At 71.4% G+C, this 21,240-nt stretch carries 19 protein-coding genes and 1 riboswitch; of the genes, 12 read left to right on the forward strand and 7 right to left on the reverse strand.

All coding sequences use genetic code 11. From position 1 onward, the window contains the following. Positions 1–103: 103 nt before the first annotated feature. A complete protein-coding gene (locus ACIQPQ_RS07225; RefSeq protein WP_383777978.1) occupies positions 104–829 on the reverse strand; it encodes a M50 family metallopeptidase in 726 nt (241 codons plus the stop codon). Positions 830–879: 50 nt separating this feature from the next. Here ACIQPQ_RS07225 and ACIQPQ_RS07230 point away from each other — a divergent pair, with 50 nt between their 5' ends. The 10 genes from ACIQPQ_RS07230 (at position 880) to ACIQPQ_RS07275 (ending at position 11,451) form a co-directional block, all read left to right on the forward strand. Next, on the forward strand, positions 880–1,695 hold the full coding sequence (locus tag ACIQPQ_RS07230) for an SOS response-associated peptidase (protein WP_383776588.1): 816 nt from the start codon (positions 880–882) through the stop codon (positions 1,693–1,695). 139 nt (positions 1,696–1,834) lie between these two features. Further along, positions 1,835–2,479, forward strand: coding sequence for an alpha/beta family hydrolase (locus tag ACIQPQ_RS07235; protein WP_401300768.1), 645 nt, complete (start codon positions 1,835–1,837; stop codon positions 2,477–2,479). A 386-nt stretch (positions 2,480–2,865) separates the two neighbouring features. Beyond that, a complete protein-coding gene (sigR, locus tag ACIQPQ_RS07240; RefSeq protein ID WP_383776731.1) occupies positions 2,866–3,558 on the forward strand; it encodes an RNA polymerase sigma factor SigR in 693 nt (230 codons plus the stop codon). Beyond that, a complete protein-coding gene (gene rsrA / locus ACIQPQ_RS07245; protein WP_401300771.1) occupies positions 3,555–3,857 on the forward strand; it encodes a mycothiol system anti-sigma-R factor in 303 nt (100 codons plus the stop codon). Before sigR ends, rsrA begins: the two co-directional genes overlap by 4 nt. 204 nt (positions 3,858–4,061) lie before the next feature. Then, positions 4,062–5,414: an HD-GYP domain-containing protein gene (locus ACIQPQ_RS07250; RefSeq protein ID WP_401300774.1), complete on the forward strand. Its 1,353-nt coding sequence runs from the start codon at positions 4,062–4,064 to the stop codon at positions 5,412–5,414. Further along, the gene (locus ACIQPQ_RS07255) at positions 5,411–6,847 is read left to right on the forward strand and encodes an HD-GYP domain-containing protein (RefSeq protein WP_401300777.1); all 1,437 of its coding nucleotides are present in this window, start codon (positions 5,411–5,413) and stop codon (positions 6,845–6,847) included. The genes ACIQPQ_RS07250 and ACIQPQ_RS07255 overlap by 4 nt, the downstream gene beginning before the upstream one ends. Positions 6,848–6,952: 105 nt before the next feature. Further along, positions 6,953–7,933 carry a tetratricopeptide repeat protein gene (locus ACIQPQ_RS07260; protein WP_401300779.1) on the forward strand — a complete coding sequence of 327 codons (981 nt, stop codon included), beginning with the start codon at positions 6,953–6,955 and terminating at the stop codon, positions 7,931–7,933. Positions 7,934–8,057: 124 nt separating this feature from the next. Continuing rightward, positions 8,058–8,708 carry a peptide deformylase gene (gene def, locus ACIQPQ_RS07265; protein WP_383776601.1) on the forward strand — a complete coding sequence of 217 codons (651 nt, stop codon included), beginning with the start codon at positions 8,058–8,060 and terminating at the stop codon, positions 8,706–8,708. Positions 8,709–8,986: 278 nt separating this feature from the next. Further along, the gene (gene cyc1, locus ACIQPQ_RS07270) at positions 8,987–10,084 is read left to right on the forward strand and encodes an epi-isozizaene synthase (protein ID WP_401300782.1); all 1,098 of its coding nucleotides are present in this window, start codon (positions 8,987–8,989) and stop codon (positions 10,082–10,084) included. Beyond that, on the forward strand, positions 10,081–11,451 hold the full coding sequence (locus ACIQPQ_RS07275) for a cytochrome P450 (RefSeq protein ID WP_401300785.1): 1,371 nt from the start codon (positions 10,081–10,083) through the stop codon (positions 11,449–11,451). The genes cyc1 and ACIQPQ_RS07275 overlap by 4 nt, the downstream gene beginning before the upstream one ends. A gap of 25 nt (positions 11,452–11,476) precedes the next feature. On the opposite strand, the gene ACIQPQ_RS07280 is transcribed toward ACIQPQ_RS07275, so the two are convergent. After that, positions 11,477–12,439, reverse strand: a complete 963-nt coding sequence (locus ACIQPQ_RS07280; RefSeq protein WP_401300788.1) for a GlxA family transcriptional regulator — start codon at positions 12,437–12,439, stop codon at positions 11,477–11,479. Positions 12,440–12,531: 92 nt separating this feature from the next. Between ACIQPQ_RS07280 and ACIQPQ_RS07285 the strand changes: the two genes are divergently transcribed. Then, complete coding sequence (locus ACIQPQ_RS07285) at positions 12,532–12,786, forward strand: hypothetical protein (RefSeq protein ID WP_401300791.1); 255 nt, start codon at positions 12,532–12,534, stop codon at positions 12,784–12,786. On the opposite strand, the gene ACIQPQ_RS07290 is transcribed toward ACIQPQ_RS07285, so the two are convergent. The 5 genes from ACIQPQ_RS07290 to ACIQPQ_RS07310 form a co-directional block, all read right to left on the reverse strand. Next, positions 12,699–13,709: a ribonucleotide-diphosphate reductase subunit beta gene (locus tag ACIQPQ_RS07290; RefSeq protein WP_401300794.1), complete on the reverse strand. Its 1,011-nt coding sequence runs from the start codon at positions 13,707–13,709 to the stop codon at positions 12,699–12,701. The genes ACIQPQ_RS07285 and ACIQPQ_RS07290 overlap by 88 nt on opposite strands. Next, positions 13,709–16,078, reverse strand: coding sequence for a ribonucleoside-diphosphate reductase subunit alpha (locus ACIQPQ_RS07295; protein ID WP_401300796.1), 2,370 nt, complete (start codon positions 16,076–16,078; stop codon positions 13,709–13,711). The genes ACIQPQ_RS07290 and ACIQPQ_RS07295 overlap by 1 nt, the downstream gene beginning before the upstream one ends. Positions 16,079–16,199: 121 nt before the next feature. Then, positions 16,200–16,337, reverse strand: a riboswitch (cobalamin riboswitch). A 158-nt stretch (positions 16,338–16,495) separates the two neighbouring features. After that, positions 16,496–18,124 carry a monocarboxylate uptake permease MctP gene (gene mctP, locus ACIQPQ_RS07300; protein WP_401300799.1) on the reverse strand — a complete coding sequence of 543 codons (1,629 nt, stop codon included), beginning with the start codon at positions 18,122–18,124 and terminating at the stop codon, positions 16,496–16,498. Further along, positions 18,121–18,432 (reverse strand): DUF3311 domain-containing protein, encoded by a 312-nt coding sequence (locus ACIQPQ_RS07305; protein WP_401300802.1) that lies wholly within the window; start codon positions 18,430–18,432, stop codon positions 18,121–18,123. Before ACIQPQ_RS07305 ends, mctP begins: the two co-directional genes overlap by 4 nt. A gap of 308 nt (positions 18,433–18,740) precedes the next feature. Further along, the gene (locus tag ACIQPQ_RS07310) at positions 18,741–19,505 is read right to left on the reverse strand and encodes a GntR family transcriptional regulator (RefSeq protein ID WP_401300804.1); all 765 of its coding nucleotides are present in this window, start codon (positions 19,503–19,505) and stop codon (positions 18,741–18,743) included. Positions 19,506–19,937: 432 nt separating this feature from the next. Between ACIQPQ_RS07310 and ACIQPQ_RS07315 the strand changes: the two genes are divergently transcribed. Next, positions 19,938–21,221, forward strand: coding sequence for an extracellular solute-binding protein (locus ACIQPQ_RS07315; protein WP_401300807.1), 1,284 nt, complete (start codon positions 19,938–19,940; stop codon positions 21,219–21,221). The last annotated feature ends 19 nt before the right edge of the window (positions 21,222–21,240 follow it).

The raw sequence follows: 21,240 nt of genomic DNA on the forward strand, positions 1-21,240 counted from the left end.
CCCCACCCTCACCACGGCTCCCGGCCCGGCCCGCCGCACCGCTCCTGGCCCGGCCCGCCGCACCGCGGTCGCCGACCGGGTCGCCCCGCCACGGGTCCCCGTCTCACAGCCCCAGCAGCCAGCGCCCCCCGCCGAGCAGCGCGCACAGGGACACCGCGTGGAAGAGGAACAGCCACAGGCCCGCCGGGACGTGGGTCAGCCGGGACAGCTGGTCGGCGTCCGAGTCGCCCGCCCCGCCGCGCGACCGCTTCGCCTGGAGTTCGAAGGCCGGGCGCACCCCGCCGAGCAGCAGGAACCACACCACGGCGTACGCGAACGCGGCCTGCACCTGCGGTCCGGCCAGCCAGGACACCACCAGGAACGTGCCGCCGGTCAGCACCACCGTCAGCGCCCCGTAGGCGTTGCGGATCATCACCAGCATCGCCAGCAGCAGCGCGGTCGCCGCCCACAGCAGCAGCGTGATGCGGCCCGCGCCGAGCAGGGCCGCCCCGCCGAGGCCCAGCAGCGGCGGCGCGGTGTACCCGGCCGCCGCGGTGAGGATCATGCCGAGGCCGTGCGGCTTGCCCCGGCTCACGGTCAGGCCGCTGGTGTCGGAGTGCAGGCGTATCCCGGTCAGGGTGCGGCCGGTCAGCAGCGCGACCAGGCCGTGGCCGCCCTCGTGCGCGATGGTGATCGCGTTGCGCGACAGCCGCCACAGCCCGTGCGGGACCACGACGACCAGCGCGGCGGCGAGGGTGGCGATCACCACCCACAGGTCCGGTGCGGACTGGGTGCCGGTGAGCCGGTCCCAGAGGTCGGGCAACGCGGTGACGGCGGCGATGCTGGCCATGTTCGGAGCGGGCCCCTTCTCGTCCGGCGGAGTCTGGCAGTGTGGCACGTATGTGCGGACGGTATGCAGCGAGTCGTGGTCCCGAGGACCTGGCGGGGATCTTCGAGGTCGAGCGGTGGGAGCCCGAGGAGACCCTCGCGCCCGACTACAACGTGGCGCCCACCAAAGAGGTCCACGCGATCCTGGACCGCCCTCTGAAGGACGCGGACGACAAGCGTCCGGTTCGCCAGCTGCGGAAGCTGCGCTGGGGGCTCGTCCCGTCGTGGGCCAAGAGCCCCGAGGGCGCCGCCCGGATGATCAACGCGCGCGCCGAGACCGTCCACGAGAAGCCGTCGTACCGCCGCGCCTTCGCCGCCCGGCGCTGCGTGCTGCCCGCCGACGGCTACTACGAGTGGGTCACCGGGCAGCAGGAGCGCGACCTGGAGGTCGAGGGGAAGAAGAAGCGGCCCCGCAAGCAGCCCTACTTCGTGCTCCCGGCCGACGGCTCGGTCTTCGCGATGGCCGGGCTGTACGAGTTCTGGCGGGACCGGACCCTCCCCGACGACCATCCGCAGGCCTGGTGGGTGACCTGCTCGGTCCTCACCACCGAGGCCGAGACGAGCCCCCTCGCGGTCTCCCCGGCCGACGGCCCCCGCGCGCTCGCCGACATCCACCCCCGGATGCCGCTGATGCTCACCCCCGACCGCTGGGACGCCTGGCTCGACCCGTCCCGGACGGACGTCGAGGACCTGCGCTCCCTCCTCGCGCCGCCCCCGGAGGGCCTGATGCGGGCCTATCCCGTCTCCACCGCGGTCAGCAACGTCCGCAACAACGGGCCGGAGCTGCTGAAGGAGCTGGAGGGCCCCGAGGAGGGCACACTCTTCTGATGTGACGGAAGAGACAGGCGCGACAGGCACGACGGGTGCGGCAGGCGTGGCGGATGCGGCAGGCGCGGCGGGCGCGACGGATGCGGAAGGTGCTGCGGAAGCGGCACACGCGACGGGCGCGGCAGGAGTGACAGCGGGTGTGGCGGAGGTCGTCGAGACCGACGCCGGTCCCGCCCGGATCACCTGGCACCGCGCCGCCCGCCCCCGCCTCGTCCTGGCCGTGAGCCACGGCGCGGGCGGCGGCATCGACGCCCGCGACCTGCGCGCCCTCGCCGCCGTCCTCCCCGGACACGGCGTCAGCGTCGCCCTCGTGGAACAGCCCTGGCGGGTGGCGGGCAAGAAGGTGGCACCCGCGCCGAAGACCCTCGACACCGGCTGGCGCGGCATCTGGCCCCACGTCACCCGGCCCGGCCTGCCCGTGATCTCCGGCGGCCGGTCGGCGGGCGCGCGCGTGGCCTGCCGTACGGCCGCCGGACTCGGCGCGCACGCCGTGCTCGCGCTCAGCTTCCCGCTGCACCCGCCGGGGCGGCCCGAGAAGTCCCGCGCCGCCGAACTCCTCGGCGCGGGTGTGCCCACCCTCGTCGTCCAGGGCGGCAACGACCCCTTCGGGACACCCGCCGAGTTCCCCGACGGACCGTTCGACCTCGTCGAAGTGCCGTACGGGGACCACGGGTTCGCCGTCCCCAAGCGGGCCCCGACCACCGAGGGGCAGGCCCTGGAGATCATCACGGCCGGGGTCGCGCGCTGGGCCGCCGCCCTCCCGGCGGGCGCCTCCGGCCGGTGACGGCGCGCAGGGCGGCGCGCGGGACGGCGTACCGGGAAGGCCCGGCACGGCCCGGGTAAAGGGAGGGGAATGTTGCGGCGGAGGTCGCTGTTGAGGCGAACAGAAGTGCTGAGGCGGTGTCCCGCCGAAAGCACCGCACACACGTCGTGGGAGAGGAAGTCCGCCGCATGGGTTCCACCGTCTGCCCGCCCGCCACCCCGCCCCGTCCGGTGGGGGCGCCGCGCCCGGCAGAGACCGATCCGAGCCGCGGCAGCCGCGCCGACCTGGACTGGACGGTGCTGCACGCGGCCAAGACCGCCCCGCTTCGAGCGGCGGGCGGTGCGGGTAGTCGTCTATCCTCCGATTCGAGTGGGACCGGTCTCGGCCCCACCCGGGATCTTGAGGAGGTGGGTCCGGTCACCGGTACCGACGCAGGGACCGACAACGGCCAGGCGGAGCCCGAGGGCCAGGGCGGCGGCGCGACCAGAGACACGGAGTCGACCGCCGAGCGCAGCGCGCGCTTCGAGCGGGACGCGCTGGAGTTCCTCGACCAGATGTACTCGGCCGCGCTGCGCATGACGCGCAACCCGGCCGACGCCGAGGACCTGGTGCAGGAGACGTACGCCAAGGCGTACGCGTCCTTCCACCAGTTCCGCGAGGGCACCAACCTCAAGGCCTGGCTGTACCGGATTCTGACCAACACCTTCATCAACTCGTACCGCAAGAAGCAGCGCGAACCCCAGCGCAGCGCGGCCGAGGAGATCGAGGACTGGCAGCTGGCGCGGGCCGAGTCCCACATGTCCACGGGGCTGCGCTCCGCCGAGTCGCAGGCGCTCGACCACCTGCCCGACTCGGACGTGAAGGAAGCGCTCCAGGCGATCCCGGAGGAGTTCCGGATCGCCGTGTATCTCGCGGATGTCGAGGGCTTTGCCTACAAGGAGATCGCGGACATCATGGGGACACCCATCGGTACGGTGATGTCCCGCCTGCACCGTGGCCGCCGTCAACTGCGCGGCATGCTGGAGGACTACGCCCGCGAGCGCGGACTGGTCCCGGCCGGTGCGGGAGAGTCGAACGAAGCGAAAGGCTCGGGCTCATGAGCTGCGGAGAGCCGCACGAGACGGACTGCGGCGAGGTACTCGACCACCTCTACGAGTTCCTCGACAGTGAGATGCCGGACGTCGATCGCGACAAGTTCAAGCAGCACTTCACGGAGTGCTCGCCGTGCCTGGAGAAGTACGGGCTCGAAGAGGCCGTGAAGAAGCTCGTCAAGCGCTGCTGCGGCTCCGACGACGTGCCGAGCGACCTGCGGTCCAAGGTGATGGGCCGGCTGGAGCTGATCCGCTCCGGTCAGGCCGTGCCCGAGCACGACGTGACCGCCGGACCGCAGGGGCCTTGAGATCCGTAGGGGTCCTGGAGTACCCGTAGGGGTCCCGGACAGAGGTCCTGAGGGGCGCCCGTAGGACGCTTGTGACGCGCCCGGCTCCGTCGTCACCCGAATGTGCTAATCCCCCGCTGATCTCCGCGCCGCCGCCGCGCGCCGCCCTAGGCTCCTGAGCCTGGAGCGCGCGTACGGCGGCGCGCGCGGTCGGGGGAGGGCGGCATGGAGGGCATTCCGGTACGGGCGCGGGTCTGCGTCGCCGGTGCCGCGCTCGGCGCGCTCTGCTGCCTGGCCCCGCTGCCGGCCGAACCGCCGTCCTGGTGGGCGGTCGTCCTGCTGGCCGCGCTCTACGCGGGCGGCGAGCGCGTCGCCCGCCGCCGCTTCGCCGGCACCCTCTACCCCGTGCTGCTCGCCGGGGCCTTCCTGCTGCCGCCCGCCGCCGCGGCGCTCGTCCCGCTGCCGGGCGCGCTGACCGCGCCGGGGGAGCGGCGACCGTGCCTGGTCCGCCGGGTGTGGCGCGCCGCGCACCTCATGATCGGCGTCTGGGCCGCCTCCGCCGTGTACGGCGTGCTCGGCGGCCGGGACGACGGGCCCGCCGCCGGTCTGCCGCACGCGCTGGCGCCCGCCGCCGTCGCCGTCCTCGTCTTCTGCCTGGCGCTGGCCGCCCTGGACGGCGGCATCCTCGCCCTCGCCGAGGGCCTGCCGCTGTGGCGGGGGGCGCGCGACCTCTTCCTGCGCTCCCTGGCACCCGTAGGGGTGCACGGGCTGGCGGGCCTGATGATGGCCGTCCTGTGGCGCAGCCCCTACGGGCCGGTCGCCGCGCTGCTGGTGCTGTTCCCGATGGGCGTCTCCTGGTGGGTGTTCGCCCAGTACCACCGTGAGCGCGCCGCCCACCGGGCCACCATCCGCGCCCTGGTCCAGGCCGTCGACCTCAAGGACGGCTACACCCGCGGGCACGGCGAGCGGGTCGGCCAGGCCTCGATGCTCATCGCCCGCGAACTGGGCCTGCCCGACGACCGGGTCGAGACCCTGCGCCTCGCGGGCATCCTGCACGACGTCGGCAAGCTCGGCGTCCCCACCCGGCTGCTGCGCAAGGACGGTCCGCTGACCCCCGAGGAGCGCCGCGTGATCGAGCTGCACCCCGAGTACGGGCACGAGATCACCCGCGGCATCTCCTTCCTCGGCGACGCCCGCTCCGCGATCCTCCACCACCACGAACGCATGGACGGCGGCGGCTACCCCTACGGGCTGTCCGGGGGTCAGATCCCGGAGTCCGCGCGGGTGGTGGCGGTCGCCGACGCCTTCGACGCGATGACCTCCACCCGCTCCTACAGCAGGGCCCGGCCCGTCCCGGTGGCCCTCGCGGAGCTGGAGCGGTGCGCGGGAGCGCAGTTCGACCCGCGGATGGTCGCCGCCCTCGTCCGGGTGATCGCCCGCGACGGCTGGCACCCGGTGGTGACCGCCGACGAGACCCACCCGTCCGTCCCCGCCCAGACCGCCGCGGCCACCCGGGCCGCGGAGACCGCGCGGACCGGCCGCACCCGCGCCCCCGCCCGCCCCGGAGCCCACCGATGACCCGCCCCCCGACGACCCCGACCACCGGGCCCCGCGACAGCGCCACGGGCACCGCCCCCGCCACCAGCGCCGCCAGTGGCACCCGCACCGCCCCCGCCACCGCCCCCGCCACCTCCTTAGACATCGACGCCGACCCCGACCTCGACCCCCGCACCCTCTACGCCGCCTCCCCGGGCGCGCACCCCCCGCCTGCCTCCCGTGCGCCCCTTCTCGCCCTGCGCGCCGCCGCCGCGCTCCTCGTCGCCGTCTGCCTCCTCCTCACCCTCCGGGACGGGGTCCGGGAGGGGTCCGTCGCGCTCGCCTTCGGCACGTTCGTCGCCCTCGGTGAGCTGATCCGCTGGAGCGGCCGGGTCCCCGGACTGCGCGAGGCCGCGCCGCTCGGCGCCGCCGGGTCCCTCGCGTACGCCCTGCTCGGCGAGCACGCCGGGCACGCCACCCACCACGGGGTCGCGCAGGTCGTCGCCGTGGTGGCCGCCGCCGCGCTGCTCGGCAGCGTGCCGCATCTCGCGCGCGGCGAAGGCCCCGTCACGGACCACCTGGTGCGCCGCGTCCTCTCCGTCGGCTTCGCCGCCGTCTGCTTCCAGCCGCTGTACAACCGGGGCGCCTTCGACGACGGGAGCGGACCGGCGTACGCGCTGCTCCTGCTGGCGCTGCTCGTCCTCACCACGCTCTGCGACGCCGTGGTCGCCGCCGCCCTCGCCCACGCCCGCACCGGCTGGCCGTTCGCCCCGCTCCTGCGCGACCAGGTGCGGTCCGTGCCCGGCATCGGCTCGGCCGTCTGCGCGACCGGCGCGGCGATGGCGCTCGCGGTCGCCGTGGTGGGCCTGTGGGCGCTGCCCGTGTTCTCGGTGCCGCTGCTGCTCACCCAGCTCTCCCTGCGCCGGTACGCCGCCGCCCGCGCCACCTACCGGCAGACCATCGCCTCCCTGGCCCGCGCCACCGAGATCGCCGGGTACACCCCGGCCGGGCACGCCCGCCGGGTCGCCGTGCTCTGCCAGGCCGTCGGCCGGGACCTGCGGCTGACCGGGCCGCAGCTGACCGTGCTGGAGTACGCGGCGCTGATGCACGACATCGGCCAGCTCAGCCTCGTCGACCCGGTCCCGGCGGGCGCCACGGCCGGGCTCCCGCAGGAGGAGCAGCGCCGGATCGCCCTGCTGGGCGGCGCCGTCGTCCGCCGGACCGGGGCGGACGCGCGGGTCGCCGCGGTGGTCGAGCGGCAGGCCGACCCCTGCGCCGAGCAGCCGGTGGCCGCCCGGATCGTGCGGGTGGTCAACGCGTACGAGGAGAAGGTCCGCGACGCCGGGCCGGGCGGGCCGCTCACCGCCCTGGAGGAACTGCGCCTGGGGACGGGCGGCACCTACGCGCCGGAGGTGGTCGAAGCCCTGGCCAGGGTCCTGTCCCGGGGCGGTCTGACCCTGCCCGCCGGTGGGTAACCGATGGGTAATGAGCGGCCTTCCAGCCCCACGTGGTTGGATGCGAGGGAGAGAGTGTCCGGGGGCACTGGCCAGCCCACACCACGGAACTGGCAGGCGGGAATCGTGAGGATCTTCGGCAAGGGACGGCACCGGCCCTCCGCCTCCTGGCGGCAGGCCACCGACCGCGCGTTCACACTCATCGGCGACGGCCGGTACGAGGACGCGGGGGCGCTCCTGACCCGGGCGGCCGATCTGGAGCCCTGGCTCTCGGAGTCCTGGTTCAACCTCGCCCTGCTGCACAAGTTCCGGCACGACTGGGAGCAGGCGCGCGCCGCCGGGCTGCGCGCCGTCGCCCTGCTCGACCGGGAGACCGGCGCCCCCGACTGGTGGAACGTCGGCATCGCCGCCACCGCCCTCCAGGACTGGCCGCTGGCCCGCCGCGCCTGGCAGGCGTACGGGCTGCACGTCCCCGGCGGTGCCACCACCGTCGGGGAGCCCGCCGGGATGGAGCTGGGCAGCGCCGCCGTACGGCTGTCGCCCGAGGGCGAGGCCGAGGTGGTGTGGGGCCGCAGGCTGGACCCGGCGCGGATCGAGGTGCTGTCGATCCCGCTGCCGTCCTCCGGGCGCCGCTGGGGCGAGGTCGTCCTGCACGACGGGGTGCCGCACGGCGAGCGGACCACGTCCGCCGGGCACTCCTATCCGGTGTTCGACGAGATCGAGCTGTGGGCGCCGTCGCCGGTGCCGACCTGGGTGGTGCTGCTGGAGGCGGCCACCGAGGCCGACCGCGACGCCCTGGAGCAGCTGGCCGCCGACGCGGGCTTCGCCGCCGAGGACTGGTCGTCCTCCGTACGGCTGCTGTGCCGGATGTGTTCCGAGTCGCGGATGCCGTCCGACGAGGGCGACGGCGAGCACCTCGACCCGCACGACCACAGCGAGCCGGGGCACCCCGGACCGCTCGGGCACCGCACCGACGGCCAGCTGTGGGTCCCCGAGCGGGAGTGCGGGGTGGCCGCCCCGGCCGCCCTGGTGCGGGGGCTGCTGGACGGCTGGGTCGCCGACAGCCCCGACTCCCGCGACTGGCGCGACCTCGAAGAGGTCTGCTGAGCGAAACCCCGGCCGAGCGCACCCCCGGCGAGGCCCCCGTACCCTGTAGCAGCACGCGGACCCCCCGAACAGCCGGTCCCGTCCCCTCACATCCCCCGTTTTTCCAGGAAGGCACACGTCGGTCATGGCGCAGCAGGACACCGATCAGCAGCACGCGGGCGTGCTCCCCGTGGACGACGAGGGTTACGTCGTCGACACCGGGGAGACCGAGGAGCGCGAGACGGCCTGGCGCGAGGCCGGGACCTCCCGGCCCATCACCGTGGTCGGCAACCCGGTGCTGCACAGGGAGTGCAAGGACGTCACCGAGTTCGGCGACGAGCTGCGGCAGCTGGTGGCGGACATGTTCGCCTCGCAGCGCACCGCCGAGGGCGTGGGCCTGGCCGCCAACCAGATCGGCGTCGACCGCAAGGTCTTCGTCTACGACTGCCCCGACGACGAGGGCGCCCGCCACGTCGGAGTGATCTGCAACCCGAAGCTGGTCGAACTGCCCGCCGAGCGGCGCCGGTTGGACGACAGCAACGAGGGCTGCCTCTCGGTGCCGACCGCGTACGCGCCGCTGGCCCGGCCCGACTACGCCGAGGTGACCGGTCAGGACGAGTACGGCAACCCGATCCGGGTCCGCGGCACCGGATACTTCGCTCGGTGTTTGCAGCACGAGACCGACCACCTGTACGGGTACCTCTACATCGACCGGCTCTCCAAGCGTGAACGCAAGGACGCGCTGCGGCAGATGGCCGAGAACACGCCCCGCTACCCCGTGGTCGCCAACGACTGAGCCCCGCCGCCCGCTCCGCCCACGGCGCCCGGCCCGGAACCCCTCCGGCCGGGCGTCGTTCGTATGTCCGACGCACGTTCGATCGCTTATGCACATCTGCTGATCCGTAACAAGTCACGCAAGGGTGGATTCTCGGCATGTCGGGGTAGTGAATGAAGCAAATCCGTTCCCAGAACGGTCAGTTGTGGTGCTGAATGGGAAGTGCGGGGATACGCAACGGCGCACGCCCGGCACGGCGGGAGGGGCGTGCGCCCACTGGCGGCTGAGAGGGGTTGTTCGTGCCAGCTTTCCCATACAGCACCACATGCAGCACCACGGCGACGGTGACCGCGATCGCGGTTCCTCCCTCGCTCGCTCTTCCGGTCATCGAGAGGGCCTTTCCCCGGCAACTGCATCCTTATTGGCCGCGGTTGCAGGAGAGGACCCGCTCGTGGCTGCTGAAAATGCGGCTGATGCCGGCGGACAAGGTCGCGGAATATGCCGACGGCCTTTGCTACACGGATCTGATGGCGGGGTACTACCTCGGCGCGCCCGACGAGGTGCTCCAGGCCGTCGCCGACTACAGCGCGTGGTTCTTCGTCTGGGACGACCGCCACGACCGTGACGTCGTCCACGGCCGGGCCGGTGCCTGGCGGGAGCTGAAACTCCGCCTGCACGCGGCCCTGGACGCCCCGCGCGACCACCTGGACCACGAGGACCCGCTGGTCGCCGGGCTCGCGGAGAGCGTGGGCCGGCTGTTCTCCTTCCTCCCCGAGACGTGGAACGCGCGGTTCGCCCGTCACTTCCACGCCGTCATCGAGGCGTACGACCGGGAATTCCAGAACCGGGTGGACGGACGGATTCCCACGGTCGAGGAGTATCTCGCGCTAAGGCGGCTCACGTTCGCGCACTGGATCTGGACCGACCTTCTCGAACCGAGTGCGGGACGCGAACTCCCGGACACGGTGCGGAAGAACCCGTCCTTTCGGCGGGCGGCCCTGCTGAGTCAGGAATTCGCCGCCTGGTACAACGACCTCTGCTCGCTCCCCAAAGAACTGGCGGGCGACGAGGTCCACAATCTCGGCATCAGTCTCATCACCCATCAGGGACTGACCCTCGAAGAAGCGATCGAGGAACTCAGGCGGCGCATCGAGGAATGCATATCCGCATTCCTCTCCGCGGAACAGGACGTCTTACGCATGGCCGACCGTCTCGCCGACGGTACGGCCCACGGGGACGAATTGGCCGCCGCGGTACGGGCCTGTCTCGGGAACATGCGGAACTGGTTCAGTTCCGTCTACTGGTTCCACCACGAGTCCGGCCGGTACATGGTCGACAGCTGGGACGACCGCGCCACGCCCCCGTACGTCAACAACGAAGCGGCAGGTGAGAAATGACCGTCGAGTCGGTGCGGCCCACGACGCCCCACGCACCGGGGACATCCGAACCGCCGGTGGCCGGAGGCGGGGTTCCGCTTCTCGGCCACGGCTGGAAGCTGGCCCGCGACCCGCTGGCCTTCATGAACCGGCTGCGCGCCCACGGCGACGTGGTGCGCCTCAAGCTCGGCCCCAAGACGGTGTACGCCGTCACGTCGCCCGCCCTCACCGGGGCGCTGGCCCTCAGCCCCGACTACATCATCTCCGGGCCCCTCTGGGAGTCCCTGGAGGGCCTGCTCGGCAAGGAGGGCGTGGCCACCGCCAACGGCCCGCTCCACCGCCGCCAGCGGCGCACCATCCAGCCCGCGTTCCGGCTCGACGCGATCCCCGCCTACGGTCCGATCATGGAGGAGGAGACGCACGCGCTCGCCGAGCGCTGGAAGAACGGCGCCACGATCGACGCCACCTCGGAGTCGTTCCGCATCGCCGTGCGGGTCGCCGCCCGCTGCCTGCTGCGCGGACAGTTCATGGACGAACGGGCCGAGCGGCTGTGCGTCGCGCTCGCCAGCGTCTTCCAAGGTATGTACCACCGCATGGTCGTACCGCTCGGACCGCTCTACAGGCTGCCGCTTCCGGCCAACCGTGAATTCAACAGGGCACTGGCCGATTTGCATCTCCTGGTCGACGAGATCATCGCCGAACGCCGGGAAAGCGGTCAAAGGCCGGACGATTTGCTGACGGCATTGCTGGAGGCGACGGACGACGACGGGAACCCCATCGGGGAACAGGAGATCCACGACCAGGTGGTCGCGATACTCACCCCCGGAAGCGAAACCATCGCGTCCACGATCATGTCGCTGCTGCTCGTTCTCGCGGATCACCCGGAACAGGCCGACAAAGTCCGCGACGAGGTCGACGCCCTCACCGGAGGACGCCCTGTCGCATTCGGCGACGTGCGCGAGCTGCCCCACACCAACAACGTCGTCGTCGAGACGATGCGTTTGCGTCCCGCCGTATGGATATTGACGCGGCGGGCGGTCACCGACACCGAACTCGGTGGCTATCGCATTCCGGCCGGGGCCGACATCATCTACAGCCCCTACGCCATCCAGCGCGACCCGCTCTCCTACGACCGGCACCTGGAGTTCGACCCCGACCGCTGGCTTCCCGAACGGTCGGTGGACATCCCCAAGTACGCCATGCGGCCGTTCAGCGTGGGCAACCGCAAGTGCCCCAGCGACCACTTCTCGATGGCCCTGCTCACGCTGGTCACCGCCGTGCTCGCCGGGACGTTCCGCTTCGAGCAGGTCCCCGGTTCGGTGGACGCGACCCGCGTGGGCATCACGCTGCGTCCCCAGCGGCTGCTGCTGAAGCCGGTCCCGCGCTGAGCGACCGGCGCCCGCCGGCGTGCGGTCAGGCGGCCTCCGGGCCCCGGAACGTACGCCGGTAGGCGTTCGGGGTGGTGTCGAGCGCCCGGACGAACTGATGGCGCAGCGCCGCCGCCGTGCCGAACCCGGTGCGCCAGGCGATCGCGTCCACCGTCTCGTCCGTCGCCTCCAGCAGCCGCTGGGCGAGCAGCACGCGCTGGCGCAGAATCCAGCGGTAGGGCGTGGTGCCCGTCTCCTGCTGGAAGCGACGGGCGAAGGTGCGCGGCGCCATGTGGGCGCGGGCGGCGAGCTGCTCGACCGTGACCTCCTGGTCGAGGTGCTGCTCCATCCACCCGAGGACCTCCCCGACCGTGTCGCAGGGCGCGGCGGGCAGCGGGCGCTCGATGTACTGGGCCTGCCCGCCGTCCCGGTGCGGCGGCACGACCATCCGCCGGGCGATCCGGTTGGCCACCTCCGGCCCCTGCTCCTTGCGCACCAGGTGCAGACAGGCGTCGATCCCGGCGGCGGTCCCGGCCGAGGTGATCACCGGGTCCTCGTCGACGTACAGCACGTCGGGCTCGACGGTCACCCGCGGGTACATGCGGGCCAGCTGGTCGGCGTGCCGCCAGTGCACCGCGCACCGGCGTCCGTCCAGCAGACCGGCCGCGGCCAGCACGAACGCGCCCGAGCAGACGCTCAGCACCCGTGTGCCCCGGTCCACGGCCCTGCGCAGCGCGTCCAGCATCGCCGGCGGGTACTCCCGGACCGCGTAGGTCTCCCCGGCCGGCACCGCGATGAGGTCGGCCGTCTCCAGCCGGTCCAGTCCGTGCGCGACGCCCACGGTGAACCCGGCGTGGGTGGTCAGCGTCGGGCCCTCGGCGGAGGCGACGGCGAAGTCGTAGACCGGCAGGCCCTCGTCGCTGCGGTCGATGCCGAAGACCTCGCAGACGACCCCCAGTTCGAAGGGGTGGACACCGTTGAGCAGGATCACGGCCACGTTCTGGAGCATGCGTCCAGTGTGCACCCGAGCTGGCAGGAATTTGAAGGTGTGCGGCAGTACTGCCACTGTCAGGAGTGTCGGGGCGGTACGAAACTTACGGCATGAACACGAACGCACTCACGGCAATCGCCACCGCCCTGACCGTCCTCGTCGTCTTCCTCCTCCTCATGGCTCCGGCGCTCGTGGGACTGCGCCACGAGCGCCGGATCGACCGCCAACTGGCGGCGGCGGAGCGGGGGGAGGACCGGAGCCCCGAAGGGGCCTCGGCTCAGAACTCCTCGTCCAGGTCCACGGTGCCCTCCACCGCGACCTGGTACGCCGACGGACGGCGCTCGAAGAAGTTGGTCAGCTCCTGAACACCCTGGAGCTCCATGAAGGAGAACGGGTTCTCCGAGCCGTACACCGGGGCGAAGCCTAGGCGGACGAGCCGCTGGTCGGCGACGCACTCCAGGTACTGGCGCATCGACTCGGTGTTCATGCCCGGCAGGCCGTCACCGCACAGGTCGCGCCCGAACTGGAGCTCCGCCTCGACGGCACCCCGCAGCATGTCGGTGACCTGCTGCTCCAGTTCGGCGTCGAACAGCTCCGGCTCCTCCTTGCGGACGGTGTCGACGACCTCGAACGCGAAGGACATGTGCATGGTCTCGTCGCGGAACACCCAGTTGGTGCCGGTGGCGAGACCGTGCAGCAGGCCGCGGCTGCGGAACCAGTACACGTACGCGAAGGCGCCGTAGAAGAACAGGCCCTCGATGCACGCGGCGAAGCAGATCAGGTTGAGCAGGAAGCGGCGGCGGTCGGCCTTCGTCTCCAGCCGGTCCAGCTTCTCCACCGAGTCCATCCACTTGAAGCAGAACTCGGCCTTCTCGCGGATCGAGGGGATGTTCTCCACCGCGGCGAACGCGGCCGTCCGGTCCTCGGGGTCGGGCAGGTAGGTGTCCAGCAGCGTCAGATAGAACTGGACGTGCACGGCCTCCTCGAAGAGCTGCCGGCTCAGGTAGAGCCGCGCCTCGGGGGAGTTGATGTGCTTGTACAGCGTCAGCACCAGGTTGTTCGCCACGATCGAGTCACCGGTGGCGAAGAACGCCACCAGGCGGCCGATCAGGTGCTGCTCCTCCGGCGACAGCTTCGCGAGGTCGGCGACGTCCGAGTGGAGGTCGACCTCCTCCACGGTCCACGTGTTCTTGATGGCGTCCCGGTAGCGCTCGTAGAAGTCCGGGTAGCGCATGGGGCGCAGCGTCAGCTCGAAGCCCGGGTCGAGAAGGTTCTGATTGCTGGACATTACTGGCAGGCCTCGCAGGACTCGGGGTTTTCCAGGGAGCAGGCGATGGCCTCTTCGGAGGACACCTGCTGGACGGGGATGGTCTTCTCGGGCTGCGCCTGGGCCTGGGCCGCGCGCGCGATGCGGGTGGCGGGCCGGGAACGCAGGTAGTACGTCGTCTTCAGGCCCGACTTCCAGGCGTACGCGTACATCGAGGAGAGCTTGCCGATGGTCGGCGTCTCCAGGAACAGGTTCAGCGACTGCGCCTGGTCCAGGTACGGCGTCCGGGCGGCGGCCATGTCGATCAGGCCGCGCTGCGGGATCTCCCACGCCGTGCGGTACAGCGCGCGCACCTCGTCCGGGATCCACACGAAGTCCTGCACCGAGCCGTTGGCCTCGCGCAGCGCCTCACGGGTGCGGGCGTCCCACACGCCGAGGTCCTTCAGCTCCTGCACCAGGTAGGAGTTGACCTGGAGGAACTCGCCGGACAGCGTCTCGCGCTTGAACAGGTTGGACACCTGCGGCTCGATGCACTCGTACACGCCCGCGATGGACGCGATGGTGGCGGTCGGCGCGATGGCCAGCAGCAGCGAGTTGCGCATGCCGGTGGCGGCGATCCGCTCGCGCAGCGCCGCCCAGCGCTCGGGCCAGGTGAACTCGAAGCCGTAGTGGTCGGGGTGGAGCACACCGCGGGCGGTGCGGGTCTTCTCCCAGGCGGGCAGCGGGCCGTTGCGCTCGGCGAGGTCGGCGGACGCCTCGTAGGAGGCGAGCATGATCCGCTCGGCGATCCGGGTGGACAGGGCGCGCGCCTCGGGGGAGTCGAACGGCAGCCGCAGCTTGAAGAAGACGTCCTGGAGGCCCATCGCGCCCAGACCCACCGGACGCCAGCGGGAGTTGGAGCGGCCCGCCTGCTCGGTCGGGTAGAAGTTGATGTCGACGACCCGGTCGAGGAAGGTGACCGCGGTGCGCACGGCCTCGTCCAGCCGCTCCCAGTCGATGTCGCCGCCGGTCACGAACGCGCCGAGGTTGACCGAGCCGAGGTTGCAGACCGCGGTCTCGCCGTCGTCGGTTACCTCCAGGATCTCCGTGCAGAGGTTGGAGGAGTGGACGACGTGTCCGGCCTCGGCCGTCTGGTTGGCGGTGCGGTTGGCGGCGTCCTTGAACGTCATCCAGCCGTTGCCGGTCTGCGCGAGGGTGCGCATCATGCGGCCGTACAGCTCACGGGCCGGGATGGTCTTCCTGGCGAGGCCGTCCGCCTCGGCCTTGCGGTAGGCGGCGTCGAACTCCTCGCCCCACAGGTCGACCAGGTCGGGCACGTCGGCCGGGGAGAACAGCGACCACTGCTCGTCGGCGTTGACGCGGCGCATGAACTCGTCGGGCACCCAGTGCGCGAGGTTCAGGTTGTGCGTACGGCGGGCGTCCTCACCGGTGTTGTCCCGCAGCTCCAGGAACTCCTCGATGTCGGAGTGCCAGGTCTCCAGGTAGACCGCGGCGGCGCCCTTGCGCCGCCCGCCCTGGTTCACGGCGGCGACGGAGGCGTCCAGCGTCTTGAGGAACGGCACGATGCCGTTGGAGTGCCCGTTGGTGCCGCGGATCAGCGAACCGCGGGAGCGGATGCGGGAGTAGGACAGGCCGATGCCGCCGGCGTGCTTGGAGAGGCGGGCCACCTGGTGGTAGCGGTCGTAGATGGAGTCCAGCTCGTCCTTGGGGGAGTCGAGGAGGTAGCAGGACGACATCTGGGGGTGCCGGGTGCCGGAGTTGAAGAGGGTCGGGGAGGACGGGAGGTAGTCCAGCCGGCTCATGAGCCCGTAGAGCGCGGCGACTTCGTCCAGGGCGCGCACCGAGTCGTCCTCGGCGAGTCCGGCGGCGACGCGGAGCAGGAAGTGCTGGGGCGTCTCGACGACCCTGCGGGTGTGCGGGTGGCGCAGCAGGTAGCGGCTGTGCAGGGTGCGCAGGCCGAAGTAGCCGAAGCGGTCGTCGGCGGCGGGGTCGATCAGCGCGTCGAGCCGGGCCGCGTGCAGCCGGACGAAGGCGTCGGTGCGGTCGGCGATGAGGCCCTCGCGGTGGCCGACGGCGACCGAGTCGGTGAAGGTGGTGACGCCCTGGGAGGCCGCCTCGGCGCGGATGCTGATGGTCAGCAGCCGGGCCGCCAGCCGGGAGTAGGCGGGGTCCTCGGCGATGAGTCCGGCGGCCGCCTCGGTGGCCAGCTCGCGCAGCTCGGCCTCGTCCGCCCGCGCGGACCGGCCGCGCAGCGCGGCGGCGGCGACCCGTCCGGGGTCGGCGTCGGGGAGGTCGGCGGTCAGCTCGGTCAGGGTCCGCAGCAGTGCGGTCCCGGGACCGTCGGTCTCCACCTGGACTGCTGAAGCCGGTTCGGCTGGCGCGATGGTCACTGGGGGCTCTCCCTCGCTCGGCGGGGGCCTGGCGGAGGGCAGGGGGCAGCACACGAGCGCGCACGGCGTCGCGTCCACCGGCCCACTCCGCGAGACCCGGACGTCAGGCACCCGCACCGGACGGTTCGGGTGCGCTGCCGGCAGGTCCTCGGACTGACCACGCGTGCGGAAACACGCAAGTACACCGTTGCGGGACAGTTCCGGATTCGCACCGGATTCCCCTGCGGCGACAGCGAGCACGAGCATACATCTTGTGTCGCCCTGTCGCGCCAGCCCCAGATGTTGTGTCGGGGTGGCTCCGCAGCGTCAACGGGCCGCCGAAGCATAGTGCTTACGGCGGCCCGTCGGCGTGTCTGTCCAGGGGTGGCGCGGAAGGTGTCGGCAAAACGCCAGGGGTGGCGCCCGCGCCCGGTCGCGCTAGTGCGAGGAGCCCGCCGTGGCGGGCGGCAGCTCCACCTGGACGCCGGGGTCGCCGGAGTCCGCGGTGTAGTCCTCCGGGCGGGTCTCGTCGACGCCCTCGGGGGCCTTCAGCGCCTTCAGGACGAAGGTGAGGACCACCGTGACGGCCAGGTTCAGCACGAACGCGGTGAGGCCGATGTAGCCGATCTCACCGATGCCGGGGATCTCCTTCGACGAGCCGCCGAAGTGCTTCTGCGTCGGCGAGGCCACGCCGTACGCGGCGACCGTGCCGTAGACCATGCCGACCGCCCAGCCCGCGAGCAGCGCCCAGCGGTGGAACCAGCGGGTGAACAGGCCGCCCACCAGCGCCGGGAAGGTCTGGAGGATCCAGATGCCGCCCAGGAGCTGGAAGTTGATGGCGACCGTCTTGTCCATGGTCAGCACGAAGACCAGCGCGCCCACCTTCACCAGCAGCGAGACCAGCTTGGAGACCCGGGTCTCCTCCTTGGGCGTCGCGTCGGGCTTGATGAAGTCCTTGTAAATATTGCGGGTGAAGAGGTTCGCCGCCGCGATGGACATGATCGCCGCCGGGACCAGCGCGCCGATGCCGATCGCCGCGAAGGCCACGCCCGCGAACCAGTCGGGGAACATGTCCTCGAAGAGCTGCGGGATGGCGAGCTGCCCGTTGGACACCTTCACCCCGGCCGCGATCGCCATGAAGCCCAGCAGCGCCAGCAGGCCCAGCATCAGGGAGTACAGCGGCAGGATCGTGGTGTTGCGGCGGATCACCTCGCGGCTGCGCGAGGAGAGCGTCGCGGTGATCGAGTGCGGGTACATGAACAGCGCCAGCGCCGAACCCAGGGCGAGCGTGGCGTACGTCCACTGCCCCGCCTCGGCCGGGACCAGGGCGCCGCGGGGCGCGCCGGTCGCCGGGTTGGTCTGCGCGAAGGCGTCGCCCGCCTTGGCGAAGATGTCGTCGAACCCGCCGAGCTTGATCGGGATGTAGATGATCGCCACCGCGATCACGAGGTAGATCAGCGTGTCCTTCACGAACGCGATCAGCGCGGGTGCCCGCAGCCCCGAGGAGTAGGTGTACGCGGCCAGCACGCCGAAGGCGATCAGCAGCGGCAGGTCCTTGACGAACCAGTTGGTGTCCTCGCCGCCGCCCACGCCCATCACGTCCAGCACCGCCTGGATGCCGACGAGCTGGAGCGCGATGTACGGCATGGTGGCGAGGATGCCGGTGACGGCGACGGCCAGCGACAGCCCCTTGGAGCCGAACCGGCCCCGCACGAAGTCCGAGGTGGTGACGTACCCGTGCCTGTGCGACACCGACCACAGGCGGGGCAGGAAGGTGAAGATCAGCGGGTAGACCAGGATCGTGTAGGGCACGGCGAAGAAGCCCGCCGCCCCGGCCGCGTAGATCGCCGCGGGCACGGCGACGAAGGTGTACGCGGTGTAGAGGTCGCCGCCGAGCAGGAACCAGGTGACCCAGGTGCCGAACGACCGGCCGCCGAGGCCCCATTCGTCGAGGCTGTGCTCGTTCTCGGCCTTGCGCCAGCGCGCGGCGAGGAAGCCCATGACCGTGACGGCCAGGAAGAAGAAGATGAAGACGGCGAGCGCGACGCCGTTGACGCCGTCGTTCACTCGGACGCACCGTCCTTCGGCTGCGGGGCGGTGTCCGGTCCGGTGCCGGGGGCGGGCCGGGCGGCGCCGTGGCGGGCGCGCTGGTCACGCCGCCAGAGCTGGTGGGCGAGCACGGTCAGCAGGGTGGACAGCAGCACCCACAGCATCTGGTACCAGTAGAAGAAGGGGATGCCGATGAAGGCCGGGTCCGTCTTGGCGTAGGACCCGACCCAGAGCATCGCCACGAAGGGCGCGAACAGACACAGGCCGATGACGACGCGCAGGGGCGTCACCACCGGCCTGGCCGGGACTTGTGGGGGTGTGGACACAGGGCGGCTCCGTCCCTCGCTGATCACTTCGGTCGCAGGTGCAACGCGCAGCGAAATGTAGGTGACGGAAAAACCCAGGGGAAGACCTCTCCCGTGGATCGGTCCTCAAACCCGGAAACGCCCGGTTCCACGGAATCTCCCCGGACCGCGGAACAGGGGCTTTCACGGAACGGCCCAATTCCCCAGGAATTACGGGAACCGCTCAGCACGGTTGAGCGATCGGGGCGGCGGAAGACCCCGGAAAACCCCTCCGGGCCGCTCGGAAAACCTCCCCGGACCGCCCGGCCGCCCGGACTCGCCCCGGCCGCTCAGTCCGTCGGCCGCTTGAGGCGGGCGACGAACTTGTACCGGTCCCCCCGGTACACCGACCGCACCCATTCCACCGGCGCGCCGTCCTTGTCCAGCGAGTGCCGGGACAGCATCAGCATCGGCAGGCCCACGTCGGTGCCGAGCAGCCCGGCCTCGCGCGGGGTGGCGAGCGAGGTCTCGATGGTCTCCTCGGCCTCGGCGAGGTGGACGTCGTACACCTCTGCGAGGGCGGTGTAGAGGGACGTGTACTTGACGAGGGACCGGCGCAGGGCCGGGAAGCGCTTCGCGGAGAGGTGGGTGGTCTCGATGGCCATCGGCTCCCCGTTGGCCATGCGCAGCCGCTCGATGCGCAGCACCCGCCCGCCCGCGGTGATGTCGAGCAGCCCGGCGAGCCGGTCGTCGGCCGTGATGTACCCGATGTCCAGGAGCTGCGAGGTGGGTTCGAGGCCCTGGGCCCGCATGTCCTCGGTGTAGGAGGTGAGTTGGAGGGCCTGGGAGACCTTGGGCTTGGCGACGAAGGTGCCCTTGCCCTGGATGCGCTCCAGCCGTCCCTCGACGACGAGTTCCTGGAGCGCCTGGCGCACGGTGGTGCGCGAGGTGTCGAACTCGGCCGCCAGGGTCCGCTCGGGCGGGACCGGGGTGCCGGGCGACTGGGTCTCCGTCATGTCGAGCAGATGCTTCTTCAGGCGGTAGTACTTGGGCACGCGCGCGGTACGGACGGTCGCCCCACCCTCGTTCTCCGCACTGCTGACCTCGGTGCTCATGTCCTGCCTTCCCGGCTCCTGATGCCGTCGAGGCCGACTCCCCGCCGGCCGCGGCTCAATCGTGGCACGGGTTCGTGGGCCAGGTGCCGCCCGCGGGACCTCCGCGGTGACCTCGCGCGCTCCGTGATCTCCTCTGTATACCTCTGAGGCCTTCGTTGGTCTAGTCCAGCACGTGCGGGCCGTGCGCGTGGTATGCCCCGCGCGCAAGCCTTTTTCGGGGCCCGGTGAATTGAAAAGTCCCTGCATATCGCGGTCCCGTAACGGACGCTTCAACCCCCGTTTCACACCCTTGACAGCCCAATTGGTCTGAGCCAAGCTCCCGGTACTGGTCTACACCATTGGTCCAGGTCCTGGCCCCACGGACGGTACGCGTTGACGCTCGACCGCGGCGGGGAGGCAGGGGGGTTTGTGGCATCCCTGAGGAGGGTTGGCGTGAAGCGCAAGCTGATAGCCGCGATCGGTATCGCGGGCATGATGGTCTCCATCGCGGCGTGCGGGGACGACAAGGACAGCGGGGGCTCGGACAAGGGCTCCGAGGCCAAGGAACTGACGGTCTGGCTCACCGTCGACGCGCAGAACAACTGGCCCGACCTGGTCAAGGCCGCCGACGCGGCCGTGCAGAAGAAGCACCCCGGCCTCAAGGTCACCCACGAGTACTACGGCTGGCCGGACAAGAACGCCAAGCTCGACGCGGTCCTCGCCACCGACAAGGCCCCCGACGTGGTCGAGATGGGCAACACCGAGATGCTCGGCTACATGGTGAAGGGCGCCTTCGCCCCGCTGGACGCCGGCAAGTTCGACAACTCCTCCGCCTGGCTGGACGGCCTCAAGGCCTCCGTCACCTACGAGGGCAAGACCTACGGCGTGCCGTACTACGCCGGTGGCCGCGTCGGCAACTGGCGCAAGGACGTCTTCGCCTCGGTCGGCGTCAAGGCCGCCCCGAAGACCTACGCCGAGCTGACCGCCGCCCTGGACAAGGTCCAGAAGAAGGAGGGCGACAAGTTCAGCGCCTGGTACCAGCCGAGCCGTGACTGGTACGCCGCCATGTCCTTCGTCTACGACGCGGGCGGCTCCATCGCGACCGAGTCGGGCGGCCAGTGGAAGGCCAACCTCTCCTCGCCCGAGTCCCTCAAGGGCCTCAGCGAGTACAAGAACATCGTCGACAAGTACATGCACGGCGACAAGACCAAGGACGAGTCCGACCGCTACCTCGTCTACGGCCAGGGCAAGTCCGGCATGATCTTCGGCGCCGCCTGGGAGGGCGGGACGTCCGAGGCGCCCGAGAACGACAAGACGGGCAAGCTCAAGGGCAACCTGGAGAACTTCGTCATGCCCGGCCCGTCCGGCAAGAACATCCCGGTCTTCCTCGGCGGCTCCGACCTCGCCGTCCCGGTCAAGTCGGACGCGCAGGACCTCGCCGCCGAGTGGATCAACGCCTTCACCGGTCCCGCCGGTCAGAAGGGCCTGATGGGCAAGGGCAACCTGCCCAACAACAAGACCGACCTCGCGACCCTCAAGAACGACCCGGCGACGGTCGTCCCGGCCACCGCCGCCGAGTCCAACTGGTTCGTCCCGATGGCGCCCGGCTGGGGCCAGGTCGAGAAGGCCCAGGTGCTCCAGACCATGCTCCAGAGCATCGGCACCGGCAAGAAGTCGGTCGAGGACGCCGCGAAGGAAGCGGACGCCGCGATCGACAAGGTCATCAACACCAAGTGACGTGACGCGGGGCTCCGCT

It is taken from the genome of Streptomyces sp. NPDC091281, from assembly GCF_044757425.1.
In the GTDB taxonomy this organism is placed as follows: Bacteria; Actinomycetota; Actinomycetes; order Streptomycetales; family Streptomycetaceae; genus Streptomyces.

What these genes read in the sequence shown, in the direction of transcription:
- ACIQPQ_RS07225 (WP_383777978.1), bottom strand. Translation starts at nt 829, where the DNA reads ATGGCCAGCATCGCCGCCGTCACCGCGTTGCCCGACCTCTGGGACCGG.
- ACIQPQ_RS07230 (WP_383776588.1), top strand. Translation starts at nt 880, where the DNA reads ATGTGCGGACGGTATGCAGCGAGTCGTGGTCCCGAGGACCTGGCGGGG.
- rsrA (WP_401300771.1), top strand. Translation starts at nt 3,555, where the DNA reads ATGAGCTGCGGAGAGCCGCACGAGACGGACTGCGGCGAGGTACTCGAC.
- ACIQPQ_RS07250 (WP_401300774.1), top strand. Translation starts at nt 4,062, where the DNA reads ATGGAGGGCATTCCGGTACGGGCGCGGGTCTGCGTCGCCGGTGCCGCG.
- ACIQPQ_RS07255 (WP_401300777.1), top strand. Translation starts at nt 5,411, where the DNA reads ATGACCCGCCCCCCGACGACCCCGACCACCGGGCCCCGCGACAGCGCC.
- def (WP_383776601.1), top strand. Translation starts at nt 8,058, where the DNA reads ATGGCGCAGCAGGACACCGATCAGCAGCACGCGGGCGTGCTCCCCGTG.
- ACIQPQ_RS07275 (WP_401300785.1), top strand. Translation starts at nt 10,081, where the DNA reads ATGACCGTCGAGTCGGTGCGGCCCACGACGCCCCACGCACCGGGGACA.
- ACIQPQ_RS07280 (WP_401300788.1), bottom strand. Translation starts at nt 12,439, where the DNA reads ATGCTCCAGAACGTGGCCGTGATCCTGCTCAACGGTGTCCACCCCTTC.
- ACIQPQ_RS07285 (WP_401300791.1), top strand. Translation starts at nt 12,532, where the DNA reads ATGAACACGAACGCACTCACGGCAATCGCCACCGCCCTGACCGTCCTC.
- ACIQPQ_RS07290 (WP_401300794.1), bottom strand. Translation starts at nt 13,709, where the DNA reads ATGTCCAGCAATCAGAACCTTCTCGACCCGGGCTTCGAGCTGACGCTG.
- ACIQPQ_RS07310 (WP_401300804.1), bottom strand. Translation starts at nt 19,505, where the DNA reads ATGAGCACCGAGGTCAGCAGTGCGGAGAACGAGGGTGGGGCGACCGTC.